This is a genomic window from Paramicrobacterium chengjingii, from assembly GCF_011751765.2.
Classification (GTDB): Bacteria; Actinomycetota; Actinomycetes; order Actinomycetales; family Microbacteriaceae; genus Paramicrobacterium; species Paramicrobacterium chengjingii.
Window position 1 is genome coordinate 334089 of record NZ_CP061169.1, and the last position, 23250, is coordinate 357338.

Here is a 23250-nt window from a genome sequence, read left to right on the forward strand (position 1 = left end):
GAAACCACTAAGTATCCTATTTTCTCAATGTGGCTCCTGCCCGAGAGGATTCCTTGTGGCCGAGCGCGCCTGAGCGAGAGCATCGAGGGCGAGCGTGAGCTCAGCGCGCACCTTGGCAGACGTGAGATTCCGACTCAGCAGCTGTTCTACCTTCTGAATGTGCTTTCGCAGGGTGTGCCGGTGAATGCCGAGGCTCGCCGCTGCGGGGTGCAATGCGCCGTTGTGCTCCAGCCACACGCCGAGCGCTGTGACGAGCGCGGTTCCGTGCGCGGCATCGTGGTCGGCTACCGGACGCAGCATCGCGCGGGCGAGCGACCGAGCAGCGTCCGTGTCGAGAACGGCGTCGAAGCCGGCATCCGTCACCTGGTCGAAGCGAGCAACAACGCCTTCTGCTCGCGTCCGACCGAGTGCACGTTCGGCCTCCGTCACAGCGCGAGGTATGTCATCGAGAGTGGTGAACGACGACAGGCCAACGCGGATGCCGTGGCGCTTCGCGATCGCGTCGGCCAACGACTCGTCTGATGCTGTGGGGCCGGGGGTCTCTGCGGCGGGAAACAGCGCCGCGAGACACAGGCCGTCGCGCGCGATGAAGACGGTGCCGAGTTTCGGATCCGAGAGTACGGAATCAAGCGCGCTCGAGTGCGGAACGACGCGCGGTGCGACCTGGGAGCGTGGCTCTTGTTCGTGCGGTGCGGGGCTGCTCAGCAGTCCGACCACCACCGGATCTTTCGGAAGGGAACCGCCGGCGAGCTGTCGTGCCAACGCAACGTCTCCGGCGCGCAAACTCGACCACGCGCCGGTGCGCAACGCAAGAGATGCCTCGGCGAGGGAACGCCGCTGTTCAAGAGCCATAACCGCGAGGGCGACGACACTTGCAACGACGCTCTGTGCCGCATTGTCGAGAGGGCCCGCTACGGCGAGCACGCCACGCAGCTGCCCGCCGCGCCCGATGGTCTGGAGAAGTACGCCGTTGTCTGTCTCAATAGCGGTGGGGATGCCGCGATCGAGCAATCGCCGTGTGTCGGACTGAACCTCGAGCGGAGCGGGAACCGCGTGCAGCGCATCGCCCCGCGCGTCGAAGAGCGTAACGGGGCGGTCGAGCAGCCGCGAAAGTTCGACGATGCTCGAGTGCAGACCGTCGTTGCGCAGCGCAGCGAGCGAGATCGAGCGTTGCGCATCTGCCGCCCATGCACTGCGCCCCTGCGCCTCGGCCGTAACGAGGTCGGCGACATAACGCGTAACAGCGATGAAGGGTGTGCGATACGGAACGTCGAAAAGGGGCATCTGCTCGCGCTGGCACGCGGTGACCAGTTCAGCGGGGACATTGCTGATCACTCCCGTGGCGAAGCCGATGGCTCGAATTCCGAATGTCGCGAGACGCGTGACATAGTCGTCGACTGTGTCATTCGCAGTGTGGTCGAATTGTCGGCCCGTGGTGAGCACGACGTTGCCCTCGGCAAGAAAGGGCGTCGGGTCGTCCAGGTCGGTGCCCGCGACCCACGTAATGCTCTGATCGAGTGGGTGGACGGTGGGCGACGCCGTCTCGGGCAACCGCGAGAGAAGACGCAGCCCGAGGTCGTCGCGGGCAAGAAGCCGTCGGACAGTAATCGCCATGATGGTGCCATTATGTACTGATTTGTGTCCAAAAGGTGCCAAAAAGGCACACACGAGCACTGTGCGCGCTTCGTAGCATGGAAGCAGAACGGCACAGAGCCTTGGCGCAGAACCTGATGTGGAGAATGCGATGACCATTGCAGAACCGGTGTACACGGCAGGTGGGCCGGCCCTTCCGCAGGAGCGACGTCTCGTCACCAGCATCCCCGGGCCCCGATCGGCTGAACTTGCCGCGCGAAAGCGTAACGCTGTCGCGGCCGGTGTCGGCACGACGATGCCCGTTTACGCGACTGCGGCAGGCGGGGGAGTCGTTGTCGACGTTGACGGCAACTCGCTCATCGACCTCGGATCAGGCATTGCCGTCACGGGAGTGGGCAACGCGCACCCTGGCGTTGTAAAGGCCATCGCCGAGCAGGCAGAACGCGCGACGCACACGTGCTTCATGGTGACCCCATATGAGGGTTACGTTGCAGTGGCCGAGGCGCTCAACCGGCTCACCCCAGGCGAGCACGCCAAGCGCAGCGCACTGTTCAACTCGGGCGCAGAGGCCGTGGAGAACGCCGTCAAGATTGCCCGCGCCCACACCGGAAGGCAAGCCGTCGTCGCATTTGACCACGCTTATCACGGGCGTACGAATCTCACGATGGCTCTGACGGCGAAGTCGATGCCGTACAAGAAGGGCTTCGGGCCGTTCGCACCAGAGGTGTACCGCGCACCCGTCTCATACCCGTTTCGAGACGGAGGAATGAGCGGGCCGGATGCTGCTCGCGCAGCGATCAGCCGAATTGAAACGCAGGTCGGCGCCGACCAGCTTGCCGCGATCATCATCGAGCCGATTCTCGGCGAAGGCGGGTTCATTGTTCCCGCCGAAGGCTTTCTGACGACTCTCGCCCGTTGGGCACGAGAGAACGGCGTGGTGTTCATCGCTGACGAAGTGCAGACCGGCTTTGCCCGCACCGGCCGAATGTTCGCGAGCGAGCATGAGGCAATCGTGCCCGACCTCGTGACGACAGCGAAGGGAATCGCAGGCGGAATGCCACTCTCGGCCGTTACCGGACGTGCAGAGATGATGGATGCTGTGCACGGAGGTGGCCTCGGCGGAACGTACGGCGGCAACCCCGTTGCGTGCGCGGCAGCATTGGCGGCCATCGACGCGTTCGAAAACGACGGACTGTGCGAGGCCGCCGAACGCATCGGCGAAGTCATCACGCGCCGTTTTGGCGAAATCGCCGGGTCAGATCCCAGAGTCGGCGATGTGCGCGGCCGGGGCGCCATGATCGCCGTCGAATTCGTCAAACCGTCAACAGGCGAACCGGATGCCGCGTTAGCGGCCCGTGTTGCGGCATCCGCCCATACCCAGGGTGTGATCGTGCTGACCTGCGGAACGTTTGGAAACGTGATCCGTTTTCTGCCTCCGCTGACCATCCCCCTCGAGCTGCTCGTTGAGGGCATCGACATCGTGGCAACGGCATTGCGCGATGCGGCACACGACGCGGGCACGTGAACACGGTTTCTGCAGGCTGACAAACACTCTGCAGGCCAACACAGACTCTGCACGCCAACACAGGCTGGCGCGCGACAATTGCATCAGAAGGAGATGTCCCATGATTTCAGAGAAAGATCTGCTCGCGAAGGTTCCCACTGGGCTGTTCATCGGCGGTGAATGGAAGAACTCCGACTCCACGTTTTCCGTCACAGACCCCTCGTCCGGCGCGGCGCTTGTCGAGATCGCAAACGCGACAGTGGCCGAAGGCACTGCGGCTCTTGACGCCGCCGTCGCTGCCCAAAACGACTGGGCGGCAACGCCGGCACGCACGCGCTCGAACATTCTGCGCAACGCGTTTGACCTCATGCAGGAGCGGCGTGACGAGTTTGCGCTGTTGATGACGCTCGAGATGGGTAAGCCGCTTGCCGAGTCGAACGGCGAAGTCACCTACGGCGGCGAGTTTCTTCGCTGGTTCAGCGAAGAGGCAGTGCGCATAGCAGGCCGCTACGGCATGAACCCCGAGGGCACGGGACGCGCGATTGTGTCGCAGCATCCGGTCGGCCCCTGCTTTCTCATCACCCCGTGGAACTTTCCGCTCGCCATGGCGACCCGCAAGATCGCGCCGGCTCTCGCCGCTGGGTGCACCGTTGTCGTCAAGCCGGCCTCGCTCACACCGCTGACAACTCTGTACTTCGCGAAGCTGCTCGAAGACGTCGGGCTGCCGAAGGGCGTCGTGAACGTTGTCACGACGAAGCGCACGGGAGACGTGTCTGACGCGATCATCGCCGACCACAGGCTGCGCAAGCTCAGCTTCACCGGCTCGACGCCCGTGGGTCAGGATCTCATCGCCAAGTCTGCGCAGAACGTGCTGCGCACCTCAATGGAGCTTGGCGGAAATGCGCCGTTCCTCGTCTTCGACGACGCCGACCTCGACGCGGCAGTCGACGGTGCGATCGCTGCGAAGTTCCGCAACATCGGCCAGGCGTGCACGGCGGCAAACCGTTTCATTGTGCACGAGTCGATCGCCGACGAGTTTGCCAGCCGCGTGACAGAGCGTGTGAAGGCAATGCGCATCGGGCGCGGCACCGAAGACGGCATCACGATCGGCCCTCTCATCAATGACGGCGCTGTCGACAAGGCTGATCGGCTCGTTCAGGATGCCGTCGGTCACGGTGCCTCGCTGCTGCACGGCGGGTCGCGGGTTGAGGGTGACGGAAGCTTCTACGAGCCCACGGTGATCTCCGGGGTCTCGAGCGACTCCGAGATTCTTCGGGAGGAGATCTTCGGGCCGGTTCTCGCAATTGCACCATTCTCCACAGAAGACGAGGCAGTAGCCATGGCGAACGGCGTGGAATACGGGCTCATCGCCTACGCGTTCACGCAGGATCTTGCGCGCGGGCATCGGCTGATCGAGCGTCTCGAATCGGGCATGGTCGGGCTCAATGCCGGCGTCATCTCCAACGCGGCCGCACCCTTCGGCGGAGTCAAGCAGTCGGGTCTCGGCCGCGAAGGCGGACTCGAAGGCATCCACGAGTATCTCAACACCAAGTACACGATGATGCCGGCCTGACGGCACGTGGGGGCGGGGTCACAAGCCCTGCCCTCACACGGCATCCGATCATCGCAAGGGAGCGATCACCATGGCAGCACCACTGCAGAACGCGGCACCACTTCACAACTTTGTCGGCGGGCGTTTCGTACCGGCAGCAGGCACAGGAAAGATCGACGTCGTCAGCCCTGTCACCGAGAGTATCGTCGCGGTGTCGCCCATTTCGAACGCCGCAGATGTGGATGCTGCGTTCGACGCGGCGAAGACGGCAGCGACCTCGTGGGGTCGCACCACTCCCGGTGAACGACAGGCGGCATTGCTCGCTTTCGCAGACGCGCTGGAAGCTCGCGCAGACGAGATTGTTGAGGCGCAGCACCGCAACACGGGACAGCCGAAAGAGACGGTTCGTGTCGAAGAGGTGATCACCGGCTGCGATCAGATTCGCTACTTTGCCGGCGCAGCCCGCGTGCTCGAGGGGGCTGCGGCAAGCGAGTACTTCGAGGGGCACACCTCGTATGTGAGGCGTGAGCCCATCGGTGTTGTCGCTCAGGTGACGCCGTGGAACTACCCTTTCATGATGGCCGTGTGGAAGATTGCACCCGCTATTGCGGCAGGAAACACGACGGTGCTCAAACCGAGCGATACGACGCCGGAGTCGACTCTGGTGCTCGCGGATGCGAGCAGAGGTGTTCTGCCAGATGGCGTGCTGAACGTCGTGCTGGGTGACGCCTCCACGGGTGAACTGATGGCGGAGCATCCGGTGCCCGGCCTCGTCTCGATCACGGGGTCAGTGCGGGCGGGCCGCGAGGTCGCGGCGTCCGCGTCGAAATTGCTGCATCGTTCGCACCTTGAACTGGGCGGCAAAGCGCCAGCAGTGGTGTTCGATGACGTCGATCTCGCTTCGACGGCCGACGCACTCGCCGAGTCCGGGTACTTCAACGGAGGGCAGGACTGCACGGCGGTCACGCGCGTGCTCGTGCACGATTCGGTGCATGATGCACTGGTGACGGAGTTGGTTCGCGCCGCCGAGGCGACGAAGACGGGAATGGATGCTGATGCGCTCTATGGTCCGCTCAACAATGCGAGCCACTTTGCCAAAGTGCAGGCCGTGCTCGATGACCTGCCCGCGCACGCCACCGTGGCGACGGGCGGGCGCCGCGTGGGGGAGCAGGGCTTCTTTTTCGCTCCGACCGTTGTGACGGGAGTGCAGCAGAGCGACGCGTGCGTGCAGCAGGAGACGTTTGGCCCCGTGATCACCGTGCAGTCGTTCCATGATGAGGCCGAGGCGATTGAACTTGCGAACGGAGTCGACTACGGTCTGGCTGCGAGCGTCTGGACGACCGACCATGCACGGGCGATGCGGCTCACCCGAGATCTCGATTTCGGATGCGTCTGGGTGAACACGCACATTCTGCTGACCGCGGAGATGCCGCATGGCGGCTTCAAGATGTCGGGCTACGGCAAGGACCTCTCGATGTATGGTCTCGAAGATTACACCCGAGTGAAGCACGTGATGCACGCGCTCGACTGACAGCGCAGGGCACACCGGGCGCTCCCGTCGCATCGTTCTCGATGTGACTCGATTGTTTCTACGGTGCGGGCAGCACCTCAAGAAACGCCTTCATCCAGGTTCCATTGTCTGGCCATGCGCGGGCGCTCACGAGGTTGCCGTCTACAACGGCTCCGCCGTCCTCGAAGACACCGCCGGCTGTCTCGACGTCGACGGCGAGCTCGGGGTATGCAGACGTTGTTCTGCCTTTCAATACGCCGGCGGCAGCGAGAATCAGCGGGCCGTGGCATGTGACGGCCACGGGTGCGTTCTTCTCCATGAAGTGCCGAACGATGCGTTTCGCGTCAGGGTTGTTGCGTACATATTCCGGAGCGCGCCCGCCGGGAACGACGGCGGCGACGTAGTCGTCGGGGTTGACGTCGGCGAACGCGATGTCGGCGGGCCAATGATGCCCGGGGCCTTCGGTGTACGTGTCGAATCCGTCAATGAAGTTGTGCACGACGAACTGCAGCTTCTTCTTTTCTGGTGCGGCAATGTGCACCTCGAAGCCTGCCTCCTGCAGTCGGTGGTACGGGTAGAAGACCTCAAGGGTCTCTGCAGCATCCCCGGTAAGTATCACGATTTTCGACACGAGTACCTCCTTGTACATGAGCGGGTGCGCTCACCTTTATCTTCGACGATCTTCTGTGGTGAGACAAGGCTCCTCTGCTGATGGCCCCTGTCGGCGGCCGAGCACATGCACATTGATAACCAGGCATGTGTGATCGCCCCACGCCCCTGCCGGGTCGACGGGTTTGGGAGCATTATCGTGTCAGCGCAACGGTGCCTCAGGTTCGAGACTGCGTGACCAGATCGAGCGTCTCAGAACGGCGCGGCGACGGGGACTTCAGATCTCCGGTCACTGCCAGAGTCGCCAGGAGCTTCCGCCGCTTCGGCAAATTGCACGTTACTTGTGCGAGGGACCACGTATCGTTTGCCCAATGGTGACGTCCAGACGAGCTCGCCGTCGGCAGTGCGCTCGAGTTGCCATTTCGTGTGGTGCTTGAGCATGTGGTCTGGCTTGCACAGCGCTGCAACGTTCGTCAGTTTCGTCTCGCCACCGTATTGCCAGTCGTGTGTATGGTCCAGATCACAGGTGGTGGCGGGACGGTTGCAGCCGATGCCGCAACACATTTCGTCGCGAAGCTCCACTGCCCGCCTCAAATCTGACGGGACTGCGTAACTGTCGCGCCCTACTGAGAGCACGGCACCCGTTTCCGGATGAGTGAGCAGCCGGGTGAAGCTTGGTGCCTGAGCGGCGAGTCGTCGTGCGGTCTCTGGGCTGATGGGGCCATACCCGTCAAGGTTGCCCGGTGCATTTGTCGTACCGATGAGCGTCTCGACGGAAACCGTGACGTGCACGGTGGGTCGAATGCCGCCGAGCCGATCAGCACCGATGTCGGCCGGGCCGACGCCGGGGGCACTCTCTGGATCGACAAGGAACCCCTTCATCGTGGCGTCGATGAAGGCATCCGCCTGAATCTGAGCCTGGGTGCGTTGATCGCCAGCCGCTTTGAGCGCGCGACCCGTTGCACGCGCCGCGTGATGAATTGACTGTACGACCTCCGCACGGGCGAAGAGCGTGATCGACGCCATTCCGTCGTCCATGCACGTCACGTACACGCGCCGATCTTCGGCCGCTCGTTCTGTGCGTTCTGTGATCGTGTCGGGAAACATGTCTTCGCGAATGCGCTTCGCACGTGTGCGAAACTGCGTCGGCGTCATCGACGACGCTTTCGGCAACGCGCGCGCCTCGAACTCACGAGCATCCGGCTCTGAGAGCCCTGTGACTTGCCCCGCGATCGTCAGTGCATGAGAGAGCATGATCTCACCGGACTCCAGGGCCTTCACGGTGTCGGGCAGGCCACCCACGAGGTCCTCCGCATCGTCAAGCATTCCCCGAGCGGCACCCGGAGTGATGCGGAGCTCGCCCGCGACTTCGTGAGCGAGACTGCGTCGCACCCACATCTCGTCATCGGCAGTCAGGTTGCCCGACGCCCGCTTGGACATCGGAATGAAAATATCTGGATGCTGTAGTGCGCTCTGCAACATCGAATACAGACGCCGCAATCGAGATGCCTCAGCCGCGGCTATGGCCGCGGAATCAGAACGCATACCCCGCACATCGGCAACCAGCGATGCCCTCACGGAGCTCCTGGAAGGCGCAGCCTCAGTGCCCGATTCGGGCCTGGCGCCCGGCACAGGTTCTGACCCTCGCTCGGGCGCGGGTTGCGGCGCAGCGTAACCCGAAGGCTGCGGTTGATTCGACCTGTTCTTCTCCTCCGGCGGTTCATTGCCGCCCAGGTCTGGAGGACTATCTCGGAAATCATCCACGCATCAATGAGACCACACACGACCGACATTAATTCGAAACTAGGTTAATCTGTGGATAACTAATATTCGAAGATTAGTTCGAGAAGCTACGTGACGCAAAGTGCCAGTTCTGACCGCGAAATCTACCGCATGTTGATGAACTGCAGATCGATGTCGAGGTCACTGCCCTTGAGGAGTGCGATGGTCGACTGCAGGTCGTCACGACTCTTCGACTGCACGCGTAGCTCATCGCCTTGAATCTGGCTCTTCACGCTCTTTGGCGCCTCGTCGCGAATGATCTTCGAGATCTTCTTCGCCTGATCGCTCGCAATGCCATCCTTGAGCCCGACCTCGATACGGTATTCCTTGCCGCTGGGGTAGGGCTCGCCATCCTCGAGGCTCTTGAGAGAGATGCCGCGCTTGATGAACTTGGTCTGCACGACGTCGAGAATCGCCTTCACGCGCTCCTCGGTGTTCGCCTTGAGGAGGATGGATTCGCCCGACCACTCGACTGAAGGGTCTGTTCCCTTGAAGTCGTAGCGCTGCGTCACTTCCTTGCGCGCCTGGTTAACGGCGTTCTCCGCCTCCATCTTGTCGACCTTGCTGACGATGTCAAACGATGAATCTGCCATGCCCACATGCTAGCCGCAGTTGGATCGAAGTACTCATTCCACGCTCAGGCTTCGTCGACCGCTCGCACGATCCGCGCGGGTGAGCCCACGACGATCATGCCTGGCGGAACATCCTTTGTCACGACGGAGGCGGCGCCGACGACGGCATCCTCACCGATTGTGACCCCCGGAAGCACGGTGACGTTGGCACCGAGCCACACATTATTGCCGAGAGTGATGGGGCCCGGATGCATGTCGGCGCGGTGCAGCGGATCGATATCGTGATTGAGAGTGGCGAACACGGCATTGTGGCCGATCAAACAGTCGTCGCCGATCGTGACACCGGCCTGATCTTGAAACCGGCAGCCAGAGTTGATAAAGACGCGTTTGCCCAGTGTGATGTTCTTGCCAAAGTCGGAGGCGAACGGCGGAAACACCGTGACCGTCTCATCGACAGGGGCGCCGATCAGCTCGGCGAGCAGCTCTCGAACGCGCGCTGGCTCGTGGTAGCCGCCGTTGAGCTTGCCTGTGATGCGCAATGCTTCTTGGCTGGTGCGGTGCATCACCTCGTGCAGGGGTGAGTCTCCCGTGATGGTGCGACCGGAGTTGAGTACCTCAAGAAGATCGTTGAGCTGCATGCTTTGAGGCTACCGCCGATCGATCGGCATCAGTTGGCGAAGACCACGGGCAGAACTCGTGACGCGATCCAGTACGCCACGGCCAGGCCGATCACCACGATGAGCGTCCAGTTGACCCCACGGCGCAGCCGACGGCCCGGGGTTGCCACTCGATTGTCGGTGGATTCGCGGGCGCCGAGGGGCGCCGCGCCCGTCGTCACCGTGCGCTCATCGCGATAGAGTTTCGTGCGATTGGCAGCCTTGGCACCGACAACTGTGACGATCTGCAGCATCCGCCTCCAGACAGAAGCATCAAGTGCCTCGTACTTCTTTGTGGAGTAGAAGAACATCCAGTCGTCGACGATCTCGACGTCATAGAGGGCGACATTGTCGATCAGCAGTGCCATAAGGTCGGGCGTGAAGATGTAGAGAGCGTCTCGTTCGTACCCTGACGGGCAGTAGAGCGTAAACGAATCGTCGAAGTTGCCCTCAAGCGAAAGCACCTGATCGCCCGCGAGAGTATGCGGCAGGTTGGAGCCGAACACGCCGTTATTGGCGCGCGCATCGAGCACGATATTGGGAAGGCGCCGGTCAAGCTTGACGGCGATGTAGTGCCAGGTGTGGTTCCTGCTGCTCTTGCCGCTTCCGGTTGTGTATTGATAGTTGGCGATGTCGAAGATGTGGTCGTCGCCCCCGAACACGCGCTCCGACGCAAACCGCTTCTTGCCCAGAGAAAACAGCATTCCCGGGTAGGGCGGGCCGGCGACCCGCGGCTGCATCGCCCAACCGTTTGCCCGAGCGAAGTTCGCGAGCTGACACCATGTTGCCCACGATGTGTGCGCTTTCACGAGCATGACGACGACGGCGGCGGCCGCTGCGCCCATGATGACAAAGCCAGCGAACCACTCTGCGCCGTTGCCCCCGGTCACGAGCGGTATTGCACTGGCAAGAGCACCAACAACGATGAGTGCCGCGACAGAAATCAATATGCGCGAGATTGTGGTGGATGCTGCCGCCGAGGCGCCGTAACGTCCCGCTCTGACGTCGCTTCGAAACGCTGACACATCGCTCTTCGCCACAGGTGCCTTCAGTGGCTGGTAGTTGATGGTGCTCGTGGTCATGTCCTGAGCGTATGGAACGTGAGTCGGGTGCTCAACGGGGAGTGGTGCCCAGTCAGAGGTGCCCGGAAAGCGGGGCTCGGCAGCCTTACGGTGCGATCTCGGCGACCGCCTCCGCGAGTGCTGTGCGCACGGCAAGCACACCGGGACGTGACGCATTGGCGGGTCTGGCCGACGTGAACACCTCGCGCTGCGGATTGCCCGGTAACGAATGCAGACTCACGGACGGAGCCTCGCCGGCCCACACCAGGTCGGGGAGCAGACCCACGGCGTTGCCGCTGCGGATCAGGCGAATGTGCGCCATGAGATCGGCGGTTTCGAACCGCACATCTGGCTCGAATCCCGCGTGACGGCACAGTTGCTGTGCCCAGCTGCGCGACGCTGTTCCCTCTGGCTCCATCACCCAGGGGAGCGTGCGAACGGATGCCGCAAAGTCGGCGACGGCGGCGATCGACGCGTCTGCGGCATCCGGTTTCGGCGGCATCGCAAGTCGAATCGCGTCGTGCCCCAACGGCACACGGTCGAGGTCGGTGCGGAGCGCCCGAGTGTGCCCGGGGTACTGCTCGGCGATGACAAGGTCGAAGTCTCGGGCAGACACCTCAAAGAGCGCCTCGTCAGGCTCGCGCTCCACGGTGATCACGCGCAATTGCGGATGCTGCTCGGCGACGAGGCTGATCGCGCGTGGAATGATCGCGTGCGCCGCCGATTGAAAGACGGCGAGCCTCACGGTGCCCGATACCGATGCAAGTGTCTGGGACACTGCTGACTCTGCAGCCTCGAGTCCGTCGAGAAGAGTGGCAGCGTGTGCGGCGAGCACCTCGCCCTGCGGGGTCAATGCGACACGGCGTCCCACCTTCTTCACGAGAGGAACGCCGACCTCCCGCTCCAACTGGGCAAGCTGCTGCGACACGGCGGATGGGCTGTAGGCGAGGGCGTCTGCCACTGCAGAGAGGGTGCCGCGCAACTTCAGCTCGTGAAGCACGCGCAGTCGTCGCATGTCCAGCATCCGCAGTCTCCCCCATTGTGAAGCAGGTGTGTTGAATAGTCTCGCAGACTCAATGACTGTCGTGATGAATCGCGGAGTTTGGTGCATCGAGAGTCGTGGCACGAGACAGTAAACAGCACGGAACGAGGTCTCTGGTCAGAGACAGTATTGACGGAATCCCCTGAGCGCGCGTGTTCACATGGGAATCGCCTACGTGCGCGCTGTCGGTGTGAAGCGAAGCGCGTTTGTGTCCCGCCGCACGAATCCAACAGATTCATATAATCGCAGTGCGGACTTGCGAGCCGGTCTCGAGGTGAGATCGAGGGTGCGGAGTCCTCGATTGGTTGCGAGTTCCGTCATCCGCACAAGCAGCGCTCGGGCGATGCCCTTCCCGCGCATCGTCTCATCGACCACCACGTCTTCCACATGACCCCGCACGCCCGAAGGCAGCGGGAAGGTGACGAACGTTGCAGCACCGACGATTCGTCCGTTCTCGCGCACGACCAGCAATTCAGTTGCGTCATGGGTGACGATCGTCGTCAGACGGCTCTGGTCGAACGTCGCCGTTCGTGACAGCTGTGTGAGAAGGTGTGCGATGTCAGCTGCGTCGGCATCGGTGACGGACGATAGGACTTCGACTTTGGGCAGTAGCTCGCTCATCTCGACAACATAGCGTGCTCAGAGCCAAGAGCGGTCACAGTGATCCGATGAGGCGGTGATGGGTCAGCGCCCGCAGAAACTTCCGACATGCGATCCTCGATCAGCGTGCACGAGACAGCTAGTGACGTCGTGGCTGGTGGACACTGCGAACGTGATGAGGGAATACAGAAGTTCCGATAAATCGTACTGTTCGTATGTGGATCGACAAACGAGACAGCAACAGTCGTTATCTAGCGCGTCGCGATCAATCCGTCGTGGACGTTTCATTTACCGTGTCTGGCAGAGGGCGATCGTGAACCATGCCGATACGGGACAGGGCTCCAGCATCTGAAGTGGCTGAAAAGACTGCTGTGGCGCGCGAACCGCGGCGGTACTCAGCGCAACTCGCACGTTGGCGTAATAGTCTCGGGGGCATGGCACAGGCATCGATGCAGACTCTGCGGCACGAGCTCGCTCACGAAGCGGTGCAGTTGGCGCACACCTGGGTTCGCGAAAGCGCAGACTACCCGGTGGACCCCGCTGCTGAACGACTGGCCGGTGTGTTGAAAGACCCCAACGGATTGCCCTTCACCGTTGGCTTCGTTGATGGCGTGATGCGGCCAGAGGACCTCTTCGTCGCGGGATACGGCTTGCAGAAGGTGGCGAAGCTGACACCAAAGTTCCTGCCCTGGTACATGCGCGCAGCCATCGCGTGCGGAGGTGTTCTCGGGCCGGTGATTCCCGGCATTGTCATTCCGATCTCTCGTCGGGTGCTGCGCGAGATGGTCGGCCACCTTGTTGTTGACGCCACCCCGCAGAAGCTCGGCCCGGCGATCGCCCAACTGCGCGCAGACGGTTCTCGGCTCAACCTCAACCTGTTGGGCGAGGCGGTGCTGGGGGAGGAGGAGGCGCAACGGCGCTTCGACGGAACACTGCGACTGCTGGAGCGCGACGACGTCGACTACGTGTCGATCAAAGTATCGTCGATTGTCTCGCAGCTGTCGTTGTGGGCATTCGACGAGGCGGTCGAGCACGTCGTCGAGAAGCTCATTCCGCTCTACCGGGTGGCCGCTGACGCCGAGAGGCGTGGCTACCGCAAGTTCATCAACCTCGACATGGAGGAGTACCGCGACCTCGACCTCACGATCGCGGTGTTCACGCGCGTGCTCGAGCACGACGACCTGAAATACCTTGAGGCCGGCATCGTTCTGCAGTCCTACCTCCCCGACGCGCTCGCCGCCATGCAGCAGCTCACAGCGTGGGCGCGCCTACGTCGGACCAGCGGGGGTGCTCCCATCAAGGCACGCCTCGTGAAAGGCGCGAACATTCAGATGGAGAACGTCGACGCGCAAATCCACGGCTGGCCGAATGCACCGTACTCCGAAAAGCAGGATACCGACGCGAACTTCAAGCGCGTGCTCGAATGGTCGCTCACGCCAGAGAATACGGATGCCGTCAGAATCGGCGTCGCCGGTCACAATCTCTTCGACGTCGCATACGCGTGGCTTCTCGCGCAGCGACGGGGCGTTACGGATGCCGTTGAGTTCGAGATGCTTCTGGGCATGGCGACCGGCCAGGCACAGGCCGTGCGGCGCGTCGTGGGCAACCTGCTGCTGTATACGCCCGTCGTCAATCCGCATGAGTTCGACGTCGCCATCTCGTACCTCATCCGCAGACTGGAAGAGAACGCGTCGCCAGAAAACTACATGTCTGTTGTCTTCGAGCTGCACGAAGACAACGCGCTGCTTGAACGCGAGGCACAGCGCTTCCTCTCCTCAGTGGAGGAGCTGGGGCGCGATGGCGGTGCCCCTCCCGAGCCGAACCGAACGCAGAATCGCCAGACAGAGTGGACGCTCGCGGGCGATCTTCCCGCAGGGACGAGCGCCGATGGTCAGCGCGTCGACGACGAGAGCAGTGAGCCCACGGCATCCGTCACGGCCGACGTCACCGATGGGCGCGCGGATGAAGGCCTGACGCAGCAGGTGCTTCACCTGGGTCGCCCGGCCGCTGATGAACCAGGTCCATTCGACACAACGCGAGTCTTCACCGGACGATTCGATGCCGTTACGCGCAGTGACGCCGGCATGCCCGGGTTTCACAACACGCCAGACACCGATCCGGCCATTCCCGCGAACCGCGAGTGGGGCCGGGGAATTATCTCGCGCATGGAATCCTCGAGCCTCGGCATCGATGAGGTTCACGCGCACACGGTGACGGATGCTGTCGAACTGGAGCGCATTATCGAGACAGTGCGGAGCGCCGGCGCCGAGTGGGGTGCGAAATCGGGTGCCGATCGCAGCGCCGTGATCGAGCGCGCCGCCGACACGCTGTCTGCGCATCGAGACCGCCTTCTTGAGGTAATGGGCTCCGAGGCAGGGAAGACCATCGGTGAAGGTGACCCCGAAGTGAGCGAGGCGATCGACTTCGCCCACTATTACGCCGCGCAGGCACGCCAGCTCGACCGCGTCCAGGGTGCCGTGTTCGAGCCGTCGAAACTCATCGTGGTGACACCGCCGTGGAACTTCCCGCTCGCCATCCCGTCCGGGGGTGTGCTCGCGGGGCTCGCCTCGGGAGCCGGCGTGATCCTCAAACCCGCGCCGCAGGCCGAGCGAACCGCCGCCGTGATGGTGGAGGCGCTCTGGGAGGCCGGCGTGCCGCGTGAGCTGCTCGCGTACGTGTCGATTCAGGAGGGCGAGCTCGGCAAACAGCTCATCTCGCACGACGCGGTCGATCGCGTGATTCTGACCGGCGCGTGGGACACCGCCAAGCTGTTCCGCTCGTGGAGACCGACGTTGCCGCTGCTGGCCGAGACGAGCGGCAAGAACGCACTCGTGGTGATGCCGAGCGCAGACATGGACCTCGCGGCGGCCGATCTTGTGAAGAGCGCTTTCGGCCACGCGGGGCAGAAATGCTCGGCATCCAGTCTGGTTATTCTCGTCGGCTCGGCTGCCAAGTCAGAGCGGTTCCACCGCCAGCTCGTGGATGCCGCCATGTCGCTGCGCGTCGGGTACCCCTCAGACCCGAGCGCACAAATGGGACCGATCATCGAACCGGCCGAGGGCAAGCTGCTGCACGCGCTCACCGAACTCGGCGTCGGCGAGGAATGGCTCGTCGAGCCAAAGCGCCTCGACCGGTCGGGGCAGTTGTGGTCTCCCGGGATCCGCACCGGTGTGAAGGCGGGATCGTACTTTCATCTCACCGAGTTCTTCGGCCCCGTGCTCGGCGTCATGCATGCCCGTACGCTCGGTGATGCCATTCGATACGTCAATGCCATCGACTACGGCCTGACGTCGGGGCTGCACACGCAAGACTCGGGCGATCTCGCCGAATGGCTCGCTGGTGTGGAGGCCGGCAACCTCTACGTCAACCGCGGCATCACGGGCGCCATCGTGCAGCGCCAGCCGTTTGGCGGGTGGAAGCGCTCGTCTGTCGGTGCGGGAACGAAGGCGGGCGGGCCGAGCTATCTGTATGGTCTCGGATCGTGGCGCCCGGCGCGCGGCAGCTCCAGCTCAACACTTCACCTGCGTGGGCTTGACTCACGCATCACGCGGCTGATCGAGGCGGCGCAGCCGTCGATGGAGTATGAACAGTTCGACGTGCTGCGCCGAAGTGCACTCTCTGACGCCGTCGCGTGGGCAAACGAATACGGCGAGGTGACGGATGCTACGGGGCTCGACGTGGAGCGCAACCTCCTGCGTTACCGACCGGTGCCGGTCGCGGTGCGTGCCGCAGAGGACGCCGCACTTGGCGAGGTGCTGCGGGTTGTCGTCGCGGGTGTGCGCGCCAAGTCGCGGGTGACGGTGAGCACGGCGTCTGCCTTGCCGACGGCGGTGTTGCGGGTGCTCGACGGGCTCGGCATCTCGGTGACTGTCGAGTTCGACGCCGAGTGGGTGCAGCGCACAGCACACCCGCCGGCATTTGCGGGTGAAGCCACCGCGACGCGTGTTCCGCGAGTGCGGTTGGTGGGGTCGGATGCTGAGCGTCGCGCGGCTCTGCACCAGCAACTCGCCATCGCGGTAGATGGCGACCCCGACGTCGCTGTCTACGCCGGCCCCGTGACGCAGTCAGGTCGTATCGAGATGCTGCCGTTCTTGCGCGAGCAGGCGATCTCGATCACGGCGCACCGATTTGGCAACCTCGACCCGTGGAGCAACGACGTCATCTGACGCGCTTCGCCGTCAGCGCACGCCGTCCTGCCCACAGAGTGACCTTGCCACTCGTCGATTTCACAAGGGGAGCACGTGGGGCGAGGCGCGTAAGCCGCGCCCCGCTGTGATGAGGTCGAGAATTGTCGAGCCGTCCATGGCCGGGAACGGATCGAAGTGCGCGCCGAACAGGCTCTCGCCTTCCCACCGGCGCAACAGCTCGCGCGCCCCGTCGAGATAGGCCGGAACGCTCGATGTCGGGAACCGGGCGCCGAGTCGAACTCTGTCGCGATTTCCGCAGAGAAAGTCGCCGGTGAAAATCAAGCCATGGCTGTGATCGATCAGCCCGATAGAACCGGCCGTGTGACAGGGGAGGTGGGTGATCTCGATCGGGCGCTCGCCGATGTGATCGTAGTGGCTGTGCGAAGCGATCACGGTGACAGGGATGCCGCGAGGCACAATGTGCTCCACAATCGGGCGGATGTTGCGCTTCCCCGGCCCCGAGTAAGCGCGCTTGGTGCTGACGAGGACGTATTCGTTGTTCTGCTGAACGTACTTCGGCTCTGAGATCACAAAAGTCGTGTCGTCAACGGCGCCGACCGAATACCAGTCGTCGCCAGGGCCGACAAGCATCCGATGCCGACGATCACTCCGAAGGAGTGGGCTGAGCAGAAAGAGGATCTGCTGGACCGGCCGTCGCTCATGGAGATCCAATGAATCCGATGGACGAGCACGCGGTGCTCGTTGATGCAAACGTCGTACTGCACGCGTTGGGCAACGATGGGGGGAAGGCCGATCGTTGCCGGGTCTACCTTGAAAGCCTGTGGGAAGGACGAGGTCGAGCATACGCGAGCAGGGAGATGCTGCAGGAAATGGTGCATCATCGGATGCGGCGGGACTCACGTGAACTCGCCGTTGCCGCGGTTCGCCGTGTCGAGCCGATGTTTATCGTGCTGAACTTCGATCACGAGGTGCTCGAACTTGCTCGCGAGCTCATCGAGCGCACGAACGTCCGTGGGCGCGACGCCGTGCATGCCGCAACAGCCCTCGCCTACGGCATTGAGACCATCGCGTCGTCAGACCCGGCTTTCGACGGCATCCCGGGCCTTCTTCGCGTCGATCCGCTCGCGGCGTAGTTCGCTGAGCAACGGACGTGCCCGGTCTCGGAGTGCGCTGCACAGAGAGGCAGGCGCGGTCCGGCGGGATTGACGCGCGTTGCGTGGTGTTCGGCGGGACTGGCGCGCATTGTGCAGAGGCGGGGACATCGTGCATGGGTGTGCGGGTGCACGATGTCCCAAACTATGCACCTTGCACCAAACTCATCGTCGACGAATGATCGTCCGCGACGGATAATCAGAGGTATGGATTCTGTCGCGCCCGACGCTCGCGCCAAGAGGCTCGTACTCGTCGTGGCGATCCTCGCGTCGTTCGTGTCGTTTCTCGACGGCTCGATCGTCAACGTTGCGCTACCGGCAATCGAGAACGAGCTCGGAGGCGGCCTTGCCGTTCAGCAATGGGTTGTCGACTCGTACATGCTCACACTCGGCGCGTTCATTCTGCTCGCCGGGTCGTTGTCTGACTCGTTCGGCCGGGGTCGCGTGCTCACTGCGGGGCTCGTGTGGTTCGGCATCACGTCGCTGCTGTGCGCGATCGCGCCGACGGCAACCCTGCTGATCGTTGCTCGCGCCCTGCAGGGCATCGCGGCTGCGCTTCTCGTTCCGAGTTCGCTCGCCATCATCACGTCCACCTTCGACGACAACGAACGCGGCCGCGCGATCGGCACCTGGACGGCGTGGACCGGAACCGCCATGATCATCGGCCCGTTGCTCGGCGGCGGGCTCGTCGACCTCGTCAGTTGGCGGCTCATCTTCGGCATCAATGTTCTCCCCATCGCCTTCACCCTCGTGCTTATGGCGCGGATGCCGCGTCAGCCGCGCCCGACAGCGGCGGTGCGCGTCGATGTGCTCGGTGCTGTGCTCGGAGCCGCGGGTCTCGGCGGCCTCGTGTTCGCGCTCATCGAGCAACAGCGGTTTGGCTGGGCGAGCCCGATCGTCGCGATCCCGCTCCTGGTCGGTATTGCCGCATCCGCCGCATTTATCTTCTGGCAGGCGAAGTCGCGTGCTCCCATGCTTCCACTGAGTCTCTTTCGTGCACGAAACTTCTGGGTCGGCAACGTGGCGACGGTGTTTGTGTACGGCGCGCTGAGCTTCGGGACGTTCGTGATCGTCATCTATCTGCAGCAGGTCGCCGGTTTCGCCGCAACGCTCGCGGGGATCGCGCTCATGCCGCCGACGCTCGTGATGCTTGCGCTTTCCGGCCGAATGGGCGATTTGGCGAGCCGGCTTGGTCCGCGCTTCTTCATGAGCGTCGGCCCGATTGTCGCGGGGTTGGGGTTCGCTTTGATGCTCACGGTGACGCCGGAGATCAACTACTGGCTGCAGCTGCTTCCCGGTCTGCTGATTTTCGGCCTCGGCCTGTCGATCACCGTCGCCCCGCTGACGAGTGCCATTCTCGGGGCGATCGAACCGGCTCGTGCGGGCATCGCCTCGGCGGTGAACAACGCGGTATCGCGTGTTGCGGGGCTCGTGAGCGTTGCGTGCGCCGCCCTGATCATCGGCGGCACCCTCGATATCGACGGCTACAGACGAGCCATGGCGGCGACGGCGATCATGCTCGTAGCGGGCGGAATCATCTCGGGAATCGGCATTGTGAACAGGCGGCTCTCAGCAGATGCTGTGATTCTTCCAGACGGGGGCGGGTAGTGTTCCCCACCATGCCCAAACTCAGCGGAAGGATGCTGCCATGAGCAGTCGTCACACGAGCGAAGCGCCGGTGCGTCACGGCCGTCAGCCTCGCCGCAGCGGCCTGCGGACGACGCTGAAGGTGGCCATCGCATCGGTGGCAGTGCTGGCGTTAACCGTTGTCGGAGTTGCAGCGTGGGGCGTTGCCGACATCTTCGGCCGGCTCGATCGAGGAGGCGTGTCGCTTCCGGGAAACTCCGGCCAGGCCGTCCCCGACGTCAACGCGATCGAGGGCGGCTTCAACCTTCTCCTTGTCGGCAGCGACAGCCGTGAGGGGCAGGGCGACGGCTTCGGCGATCCGAAGCAATTGACGGGTCAGCTCAACGACGTCACCATCCTCGTGCACATCTCAGAAGACCACTCGAATGCCACGGCCATTTCGATTCCGCGCGACACGTTCGTCGACGTGCCGGCGTGCCCCTATCCACAAGACAAAGACGGCACTGTTCCCGAGGGCGAGCAGCCTCCAGCCGGCATCCAGAAAGTGAACACCACGCTCAAGCACGGCGGTCTCGGCTGTACCGCTGCGACAGTGCAGGAACTTACCGGGCTGACCGTGCACTATGCCGGTGCCATTCAGTTCAACGGTGTCACTGCCATGGCTAATGCGATCGGCGGCGTCGAGGTGTGCCTGAGTGAGCCGATTGTCGACCCGAAGACCAACCTCGATCTGCCGGCGGGCGACGTCACGCTGAAGGGCGAGACGGCGCTGCAGTTTCTGCGCACGCGCTACGGAGTCGGTGACGGGTCGGACCTCGGCCGCATCAGCAACCAGCAGGTGTACATGTCGGCGCTCATGCGCAAGATATTGTCGGGCGAGACTCTCTCCAACCCGGTCAAGCTCTACAACCTGGCAAACGTCGCTGCCGACAACATGACGCTGTCCAACGAGCTCAGCAACCCCAACACCATGGTGTCGATCGCGTTGGCGCTCAAGGGCATGCCCACCGAGAACATCACGTTCGTGAAATTTCCCACCGGGTCGGGAATGCTCAATGGTCAAGAGGGTGAGATCCCGGTGGAGCAAGACGCTGCGGCACTGCTTGACGCCGTCAAAGCCGATCGCAGTCTCTCCATTACGGGCGGAACGGGCGAATACGGTGCTGTGCCGAAGGATGGGGCCTCCACGGAACCGCCTGCGGATGATGGCGAGACGACGCCCCCCGAGGATGATGCGACCTCTCCGCCTTCCACGGACGGCCCCGTCGACCTGCCCGACAGCGTTAAGGGGCAGACGGCGGCAGATGAGACCTGCTCGAACGGAAACGGTTGACCTGTCACGTCTGAGGAGGCAAAACTTCGGCAAAACGGTCACTATTGTGGATTCATGACGAACCGTGAAGCGGAGGACGATGTCCAAGTGCGTGCCGCGGAGATCGCTCTGCTCTCACCGGAAACGAGGCGCGACAGTGCGCGGGTGCGTGAGCTGCTCCACGAGGACTTCACTGAGATCGGACGCTCGGGTCGGCGGTGGACGCGCGACGAGATTCTCGATCTGCTTGTGAACGAAGATCGAAGCGCGGCTCCGCAGACCGACGAGTGGGTCTTCACGGAGCTGGCCGCGGGAGTCGTTCTCGTGACCTACCGGATCGTCGAGGGCGCCGAAGAGAGTCGGCATTCATCGATCTGGGAGACTACGTCGGGCGTGCCACGGATGCGTTTTCACCAGGGGACTCGGAGCGATTGAGCGCGGTTTCCCGCGGTATTCCGAAGATCGGTGGTGAAGCGTAGCATCGGGCGCATGACCACCCACTACTACACGGCATCGAGCCTTGACGGGTTTATCGCGACTCCAGAGAATTCGCTGGACTGGCTGCTGAAACAAGACATCGACCTCGACGGGCCAATGGCGTACCCTGCGTTCATCCAGAGGATGGGTGCCATCGCCATGGGCGCGACCACCTATGAAGCCATCCATGCGGAAGAAGACGAAGACGGTTGGCCATACACGCGGCCGTCATGGGTGTTTACCCACCGCACGTTGTCCGCATCGGAGGGTGCTGACGTGCGCTTCGTGCAGGGGGAGGTTCGCGCCGTGCATGAGGAGATGACTGCAGCTGTTCCGGGGAAGGACCTCTGGGTCATGGGCGGGGGAGAACTCGCCGGCCAGTTTGCCGACGCCGGCCTTCTCGACGAGGTGTGGGTGCAGTATGCGCCCGTCATGCTCGGTGCCGGTGCGCCGCTCTTTCCTCGAGCACTCGATCTCGAGCTCATCGACACGGCCCGAAACAAGGCATTCCTTTGCGGCCGCTTCCGTGTGAAGGGTGCACTGTAAGTGCGCAAATCGGGCGGATGCCGCTGCCACAGCATCCGCCCGATATTGTAGGCTCCGCGAGCTAGTCTTCCTGACGCCCCGAACGGTGAGCGCCCTCGGTCACCTGTGCCTCGATCGAGATCGCCTCGCGCTCCCGCGTCGCGAGATCTTCGGCGGCCAGCCGCTGCTCCTCAGCCATCGGCCCGAGGATCATGTCGATCACCAGGGGCGCGACGGGGTAGCCGTATCGGCGCATGAAGAACCCGACGACTCCGAGCACGCGCTGACGACCACTCAGCCCGTCAGGTCTGCGCACCGCACCAGAACAACGCGCGCCGTGCTGCGCGGTGCTCTTGTGCACCCCGCAACGCGGGCGTACTGTGCAAAATGAGAGCCCCGTTTCACACGAGACCCTCGGAAGTAGAGACATCGATGTCGATACCCAGGAGGCTCATCATGAGTGACATCACACCTCTGCGCGGTGCGCTGCGGCACGGCAGCGGCCTGAAGCGCCTGAACGGCACGTGGGGGGAGGTGCTCGCGGAATTTCTCGGAACATTCGTTCTGATCGCCTTTGGGGACGGAGTCGTCGCCATGGCCGTCGCCGGGTTGCCGGGTTCTGGGCGCACCGAAGACCCGACATCGTTTTTTCTCGGAGCGGGTGACTGGCTGCTGATCGGCTGGGGATGGGCGTTCGCCGTGGCGTTCGGCGTCTATGTCGCTGGGGGAGTCAGCGGTGCCCACATCAACCCCGCGGTGACGCTGGCCTTCGCCGTCAGACGACGTTTCCCCTGGAAGAAGGTTGTGCCGTATATCGTCGCGCAGGTGGTGGGGGCATTTGTCGGTGCCGCCCTGGTGTACCTGTTGTACTTCGATGCGATCAATGCGTTCAACGAGGCGATGGGCGTCGCTCGAACGGATCCAGACGGGAACATCACGTTCTCGATCTTCGCGACGTTCCCTGCGCCGTATTTCGACGGCAACATGTGGATTCCCCTTGCCGACCAGATCACCGGCACGGCATTCCTCGTGATGTTCGTAGCGGCGATCATCGACATGCGAAACGCCGCTGTCAAGGCGGGACTTGGCCCGCTGCTGATCGGTCTCGCCGTTGCAGCGATCGGAATGTCGTTCGGTGCCAACGCGGGGTATGCAATTAACCCGGCGCGTGACTTCGGACCGCGGCTGTTCGCATGGATGGCCGGCTGGGGCGACGTCGCCCTGCCTGGCACTGTCGATGGTTCGTTCAGCGCCTACTTCTGGGTGCCGATCGTGGGGCCGCTCATCGGTGGAGTGATCGGCGTTCTGCTCTATGACCTGTTCATCGGCGACATCCTCCACTCGCGGCAGCTCGTTGGTGAGAGCGAACCGGCGGGGCGCACGAAGAACTGAGGACCAGCGCTGTGAAGTGATTGCCGGAGTCTGGCTGAGGTTGCGCCAGGCAACGGCCGGCGGAACCGGGACTCTGCAGGCGCGTCTCATGACGGCATCCGGTGGCATGATGGAGGACACCCGATGTCGCCGGCGACAGATCGGCGACGCTCGCACGACGATTCAAAGGAGAACTCT

At 63.3% G+C, this 23250-nt stretch carries 20 protein-coding genes; 10 read left to right on the plus strand and 10 right to left on the minus strand.

Annotation, left to right across the window (positions count from 1 at the left end; translation table 11 throughout):
- Window positions 1-24: 24 nt before the first annotated feature.
- Complete coding sequence (locus HCR76_RS01730; protein WP_166985352.1) at window positions 25-1614, minus strand: PucR family transcriptional regulator; 1590 nt, start codon at window positions 1612-1614, stop codon at window positions 25-27.
- A 130-nt stretch (window positions 1615-1744) separates the two neighbouring features.
- Here HCR76_RS01730 and gabT point away from each other — a divergent pair, with 130 nt between their 5' ends.
- From gabT to HCR76_RS01745, 3 genes are all read left to right on the plus strand, one after another.
- Window positions 1745-3118: a 4-aminobutyrate--2-oxoglutarate transaminase gene (gene gabT / locus HCR76_RS01735; protein ID WP_166985349.1), complete on the plus strand. Its 1374-nt coding sequence runs from the start codon at window positions 1745-1747 to the stop codon at window positions 3116-3118.
- A 100-nt stretch (window positions 3119-3218) separates the two neighbouring features.
- Window positions 3219-4670 carry an NAD-dependent succinate-semialdehyde dehydrogenase gene (locus HCR76_RS01740; RefSeq protein WP_166985346.1) on the plus strand — a complete coding sequence of 484 codons (1452 nt, stop codon included), beginning with the start codon at window positions 3219-3221 and terminating at the stop codon, window positions 4668-4670.
- A gap of 70 nt (window positions 4671-4740) precedes the next feature.
- The gene (locus HCR76_RS01745) at window positions 4741-6180 is read left to right on the plus strand and encodes an aminobutyraldehyde dehydrogenase (protein ID WP_166985344.1); all 1440 of its coding nucleotides are present in this window, start codon (window positions 4741-4743) and stop codon (window positions 6178-6180) included.
- 58 nt (window positions 6181-6238) lie between these two features.
- Here the strand turns inward: HCR76_RS01745 and HCR76_RS01750 are convergent, their stop codons facing one another.
- From HCR76_RS01750 to HCR76_RS01780, 7 genes are all read right to left on the minus strand, one after another.
- Window positions 6239-6790, minus strand: a complete 552-nt coding sequence (locus tag HCR76_RS01750; protein ID WP_244971455.1) for a DJ-1/PfpI family protein — start codon at window positions 6788-6790, stop codon at window positions 6239-6241.
- A gap of 230 nt (window positions 6791-7020) precedes the next feature.
- Window positions 7021-8346, minus strand: a complete 1326-nt coding sequence (locus tag HCR76_RS01755) for an HNH endonuclease signature motif containing protein (protein ID WP_166985338.1) — start codon at window positions 8344-8346, stop codon at window positions 7021-7023.
- A gap of 308 nt (window positions 8347-8654) precedes the next feature.
- Window positions 8655-9143, minus strand: coding sequence for a YajQ family cyclic di-GMP-binding protein (locus HCR76_RS01760; RefSeq protein WP_166985335.1), 489 nt, complete (start codon window positions 9141-9143; stop codon window positions 8655-8657).
- Window positions 9144-9187: 44 nt separating this feature from the next.
- Window positions 9188-9760, minus strand: a complete 573-nt coding sequence (locus HCR76_RS01765; RefSeq protein ID WP_166985332.1) for a sugar O-acetyltransferase — start codon at window positions 9758-9760, stop codon at window positions 9188-9190.
- Between the two features lie 29 nt (window positions 9761-9789).
- Window positions 9790-10860 carry a hypothetical protein gene (locus HCR76_RS01770; RefSeq protein ID WP_166985329.1) on the minus strand — a complete coding sequence of 357 codons (1071 nt, stop codon included), beginning with the start codon at window positions 10858-10860 and terminating at the stop codon, window positions 9790-9792.
- A gap of 85 nt (window positions 10861-10945) precedes the next feature.
- On the minus strand, window positions 10946-11863 hold the full coding sequence (locus HCR76_RS01775; protein ID WP_166985326.1) for a LysR family transcriptional regulator: 918 nt from the start codon (window positions 11861-11863) through the stop codon (window positions 10946-10948).
- 189 nt (window positions 11864-12052) lie between these two features.
- The gene (locus tag HCR76_RS01780) at window positions 12053-12502 is read right to left on the minus strand and encodes a GNAT family N-acetyltransferase (RefSeq protein ID WP_166985323.1); all 450 of its coding nucleotides are present in this window, start codon (window positions 12500-12502) and stop codon (window positions 12053-12055) included.
- A 413-nt stretch (window positions 12503-12915) separates the two neighbouring features.
- Here HCR76_RS01780 and HCR76_RS01785 point away from each other — a divergent pair, with 413 nt between their 5' ends.
- The gene (locus HCR76_RS01785; protein ID WP_166985320.1) at window positions 12916-16647 is read left to right on the plus strand and encodes a bifunctional proline dehydrogenase/L-glutamate gamma-semialdehyde dehydrogenase; all 3732 of its coding nucleotides are present in this window, start codon (window positions 12916-12918) and stop codon (window positions 16645-16647) included.
- A 60-nt stretch (window positions 16648-16707) separates the two neighbouring features.
- On the opposite strand, the gene HCR76_RS01790 is transcribed toward HCR76_RS01785, so the two are convergent.
- Window positions 16708-17259, minus strand: coding sequence for an MBL fold metallo-hydrolase (locus HCR76_RS01790; protein WP_198248116.1), 552 nt, complete (start codon window positions 17257-17259; stop codon window positions 16708-16710).
- Window positions 17260-17339: 80 nt separating this feature from the next.
- On the opposite strand from HCR76_RS01790, the gene HCR76_RS01795 reads away from it, so the two are divergent.
- The 5 genes from HCR76_RS01795 to HCR76_RS01815 all read left to right on the plus strand — a co-directional run bounded on the left by HCR76_RS01795 (window position 17340) and on the right by HCR76_RS01815 (window position 21702).
- Complete coding sequence (locus HCR76_RS01795; protein WP_166985314.1) at window positions 17340-17762, plus strand: type II toxin-antitoxin system VapC family toxin; 423 nt, start codon at window positions 17340-17342, stop codon at window positions 17760-17762.
- Window positions 17763-17987: 225 nt separating this feature from the next.
- Window positions 17988-19388 carry a DHA2 family efflux MFS transporter permease subunit gene (locus tag HCR76_RS01800; protein ID WP_166985311.1) on the plus strand — a complete coding sequence of 467 codons (1401 nt, stop codon included), beginning with the start codon at window positions 17988-17990 and terminating at the stop codon, window positions 19386-19388.
- A 40-nt stretch (window positions 19389-19428) separates the two neighbouring features.
- Complete coding sequence (locus HCR76_RS01805; protein WP_166985308.1) at window positions 19429-20700, plus strand: LCP family protein; 1272 nt, start codon at window positions 19429-19431, stop codon at window positions 20698-20700.
- Between the two features lie 54 nt (window positions 20701-20754).
- A complete protein-coding gene (locus tag HCR76_RS01810) occupies window positions 20755-21114 on the plus strand; it encodes a nuclear transport factor 2 family protein (protein ID WP_166985305.1) in 360 nt (119 codons plus the stop codon).
- A 54-nt stretch (window positions 21115-21168) separates the two neighbouring features.
- Window positions 21169-21702 carry a dihydrofolate reductase family protein gene (locus HCR76_RS01815; RefSeq protein ID WP_166985302.1) on the plus strand — a complete coding sequence of 178 codons (534 nt, stop codon included), beginning with the start codon at window positions 21169-21171 and terminating at the stop codon, window positions 21700-21702.
- A gap of 61 nt (window positions 21703-21763) precedes the next feature.
- Here HCR76_RS01815 and HCR76_RS01820 read toward each other — a convergent pair whose 3' ends face one another.
- Window positions 21764-21997, minus strand: coding sequence for a hypothetical protein (locus HCR76_RS01820; protein ID WP_166984728.1), 234 nt, complete (start codon window positions 21995-21997; stop codon window positions 21764-21766).
- Window positions 21998-22137: 140 nt separating this feature from the next.
- Here HCR76_RS01820 and HCR76_RS01825 point away from each other — a divergent pair, with 140 nt between their 5' ends.
- A complete protein-coding gene (locus tag HCR76_RS01825; RefSeq protein WP_166985299.1) occupies window positions 22138-23073 on the plus strand; it encodes an MIP/aquaporin family protein in 936 nt (311 codons plus the stop codon).
- Window positions 23074-23250 lie beyond the last annotated feature (177 nt).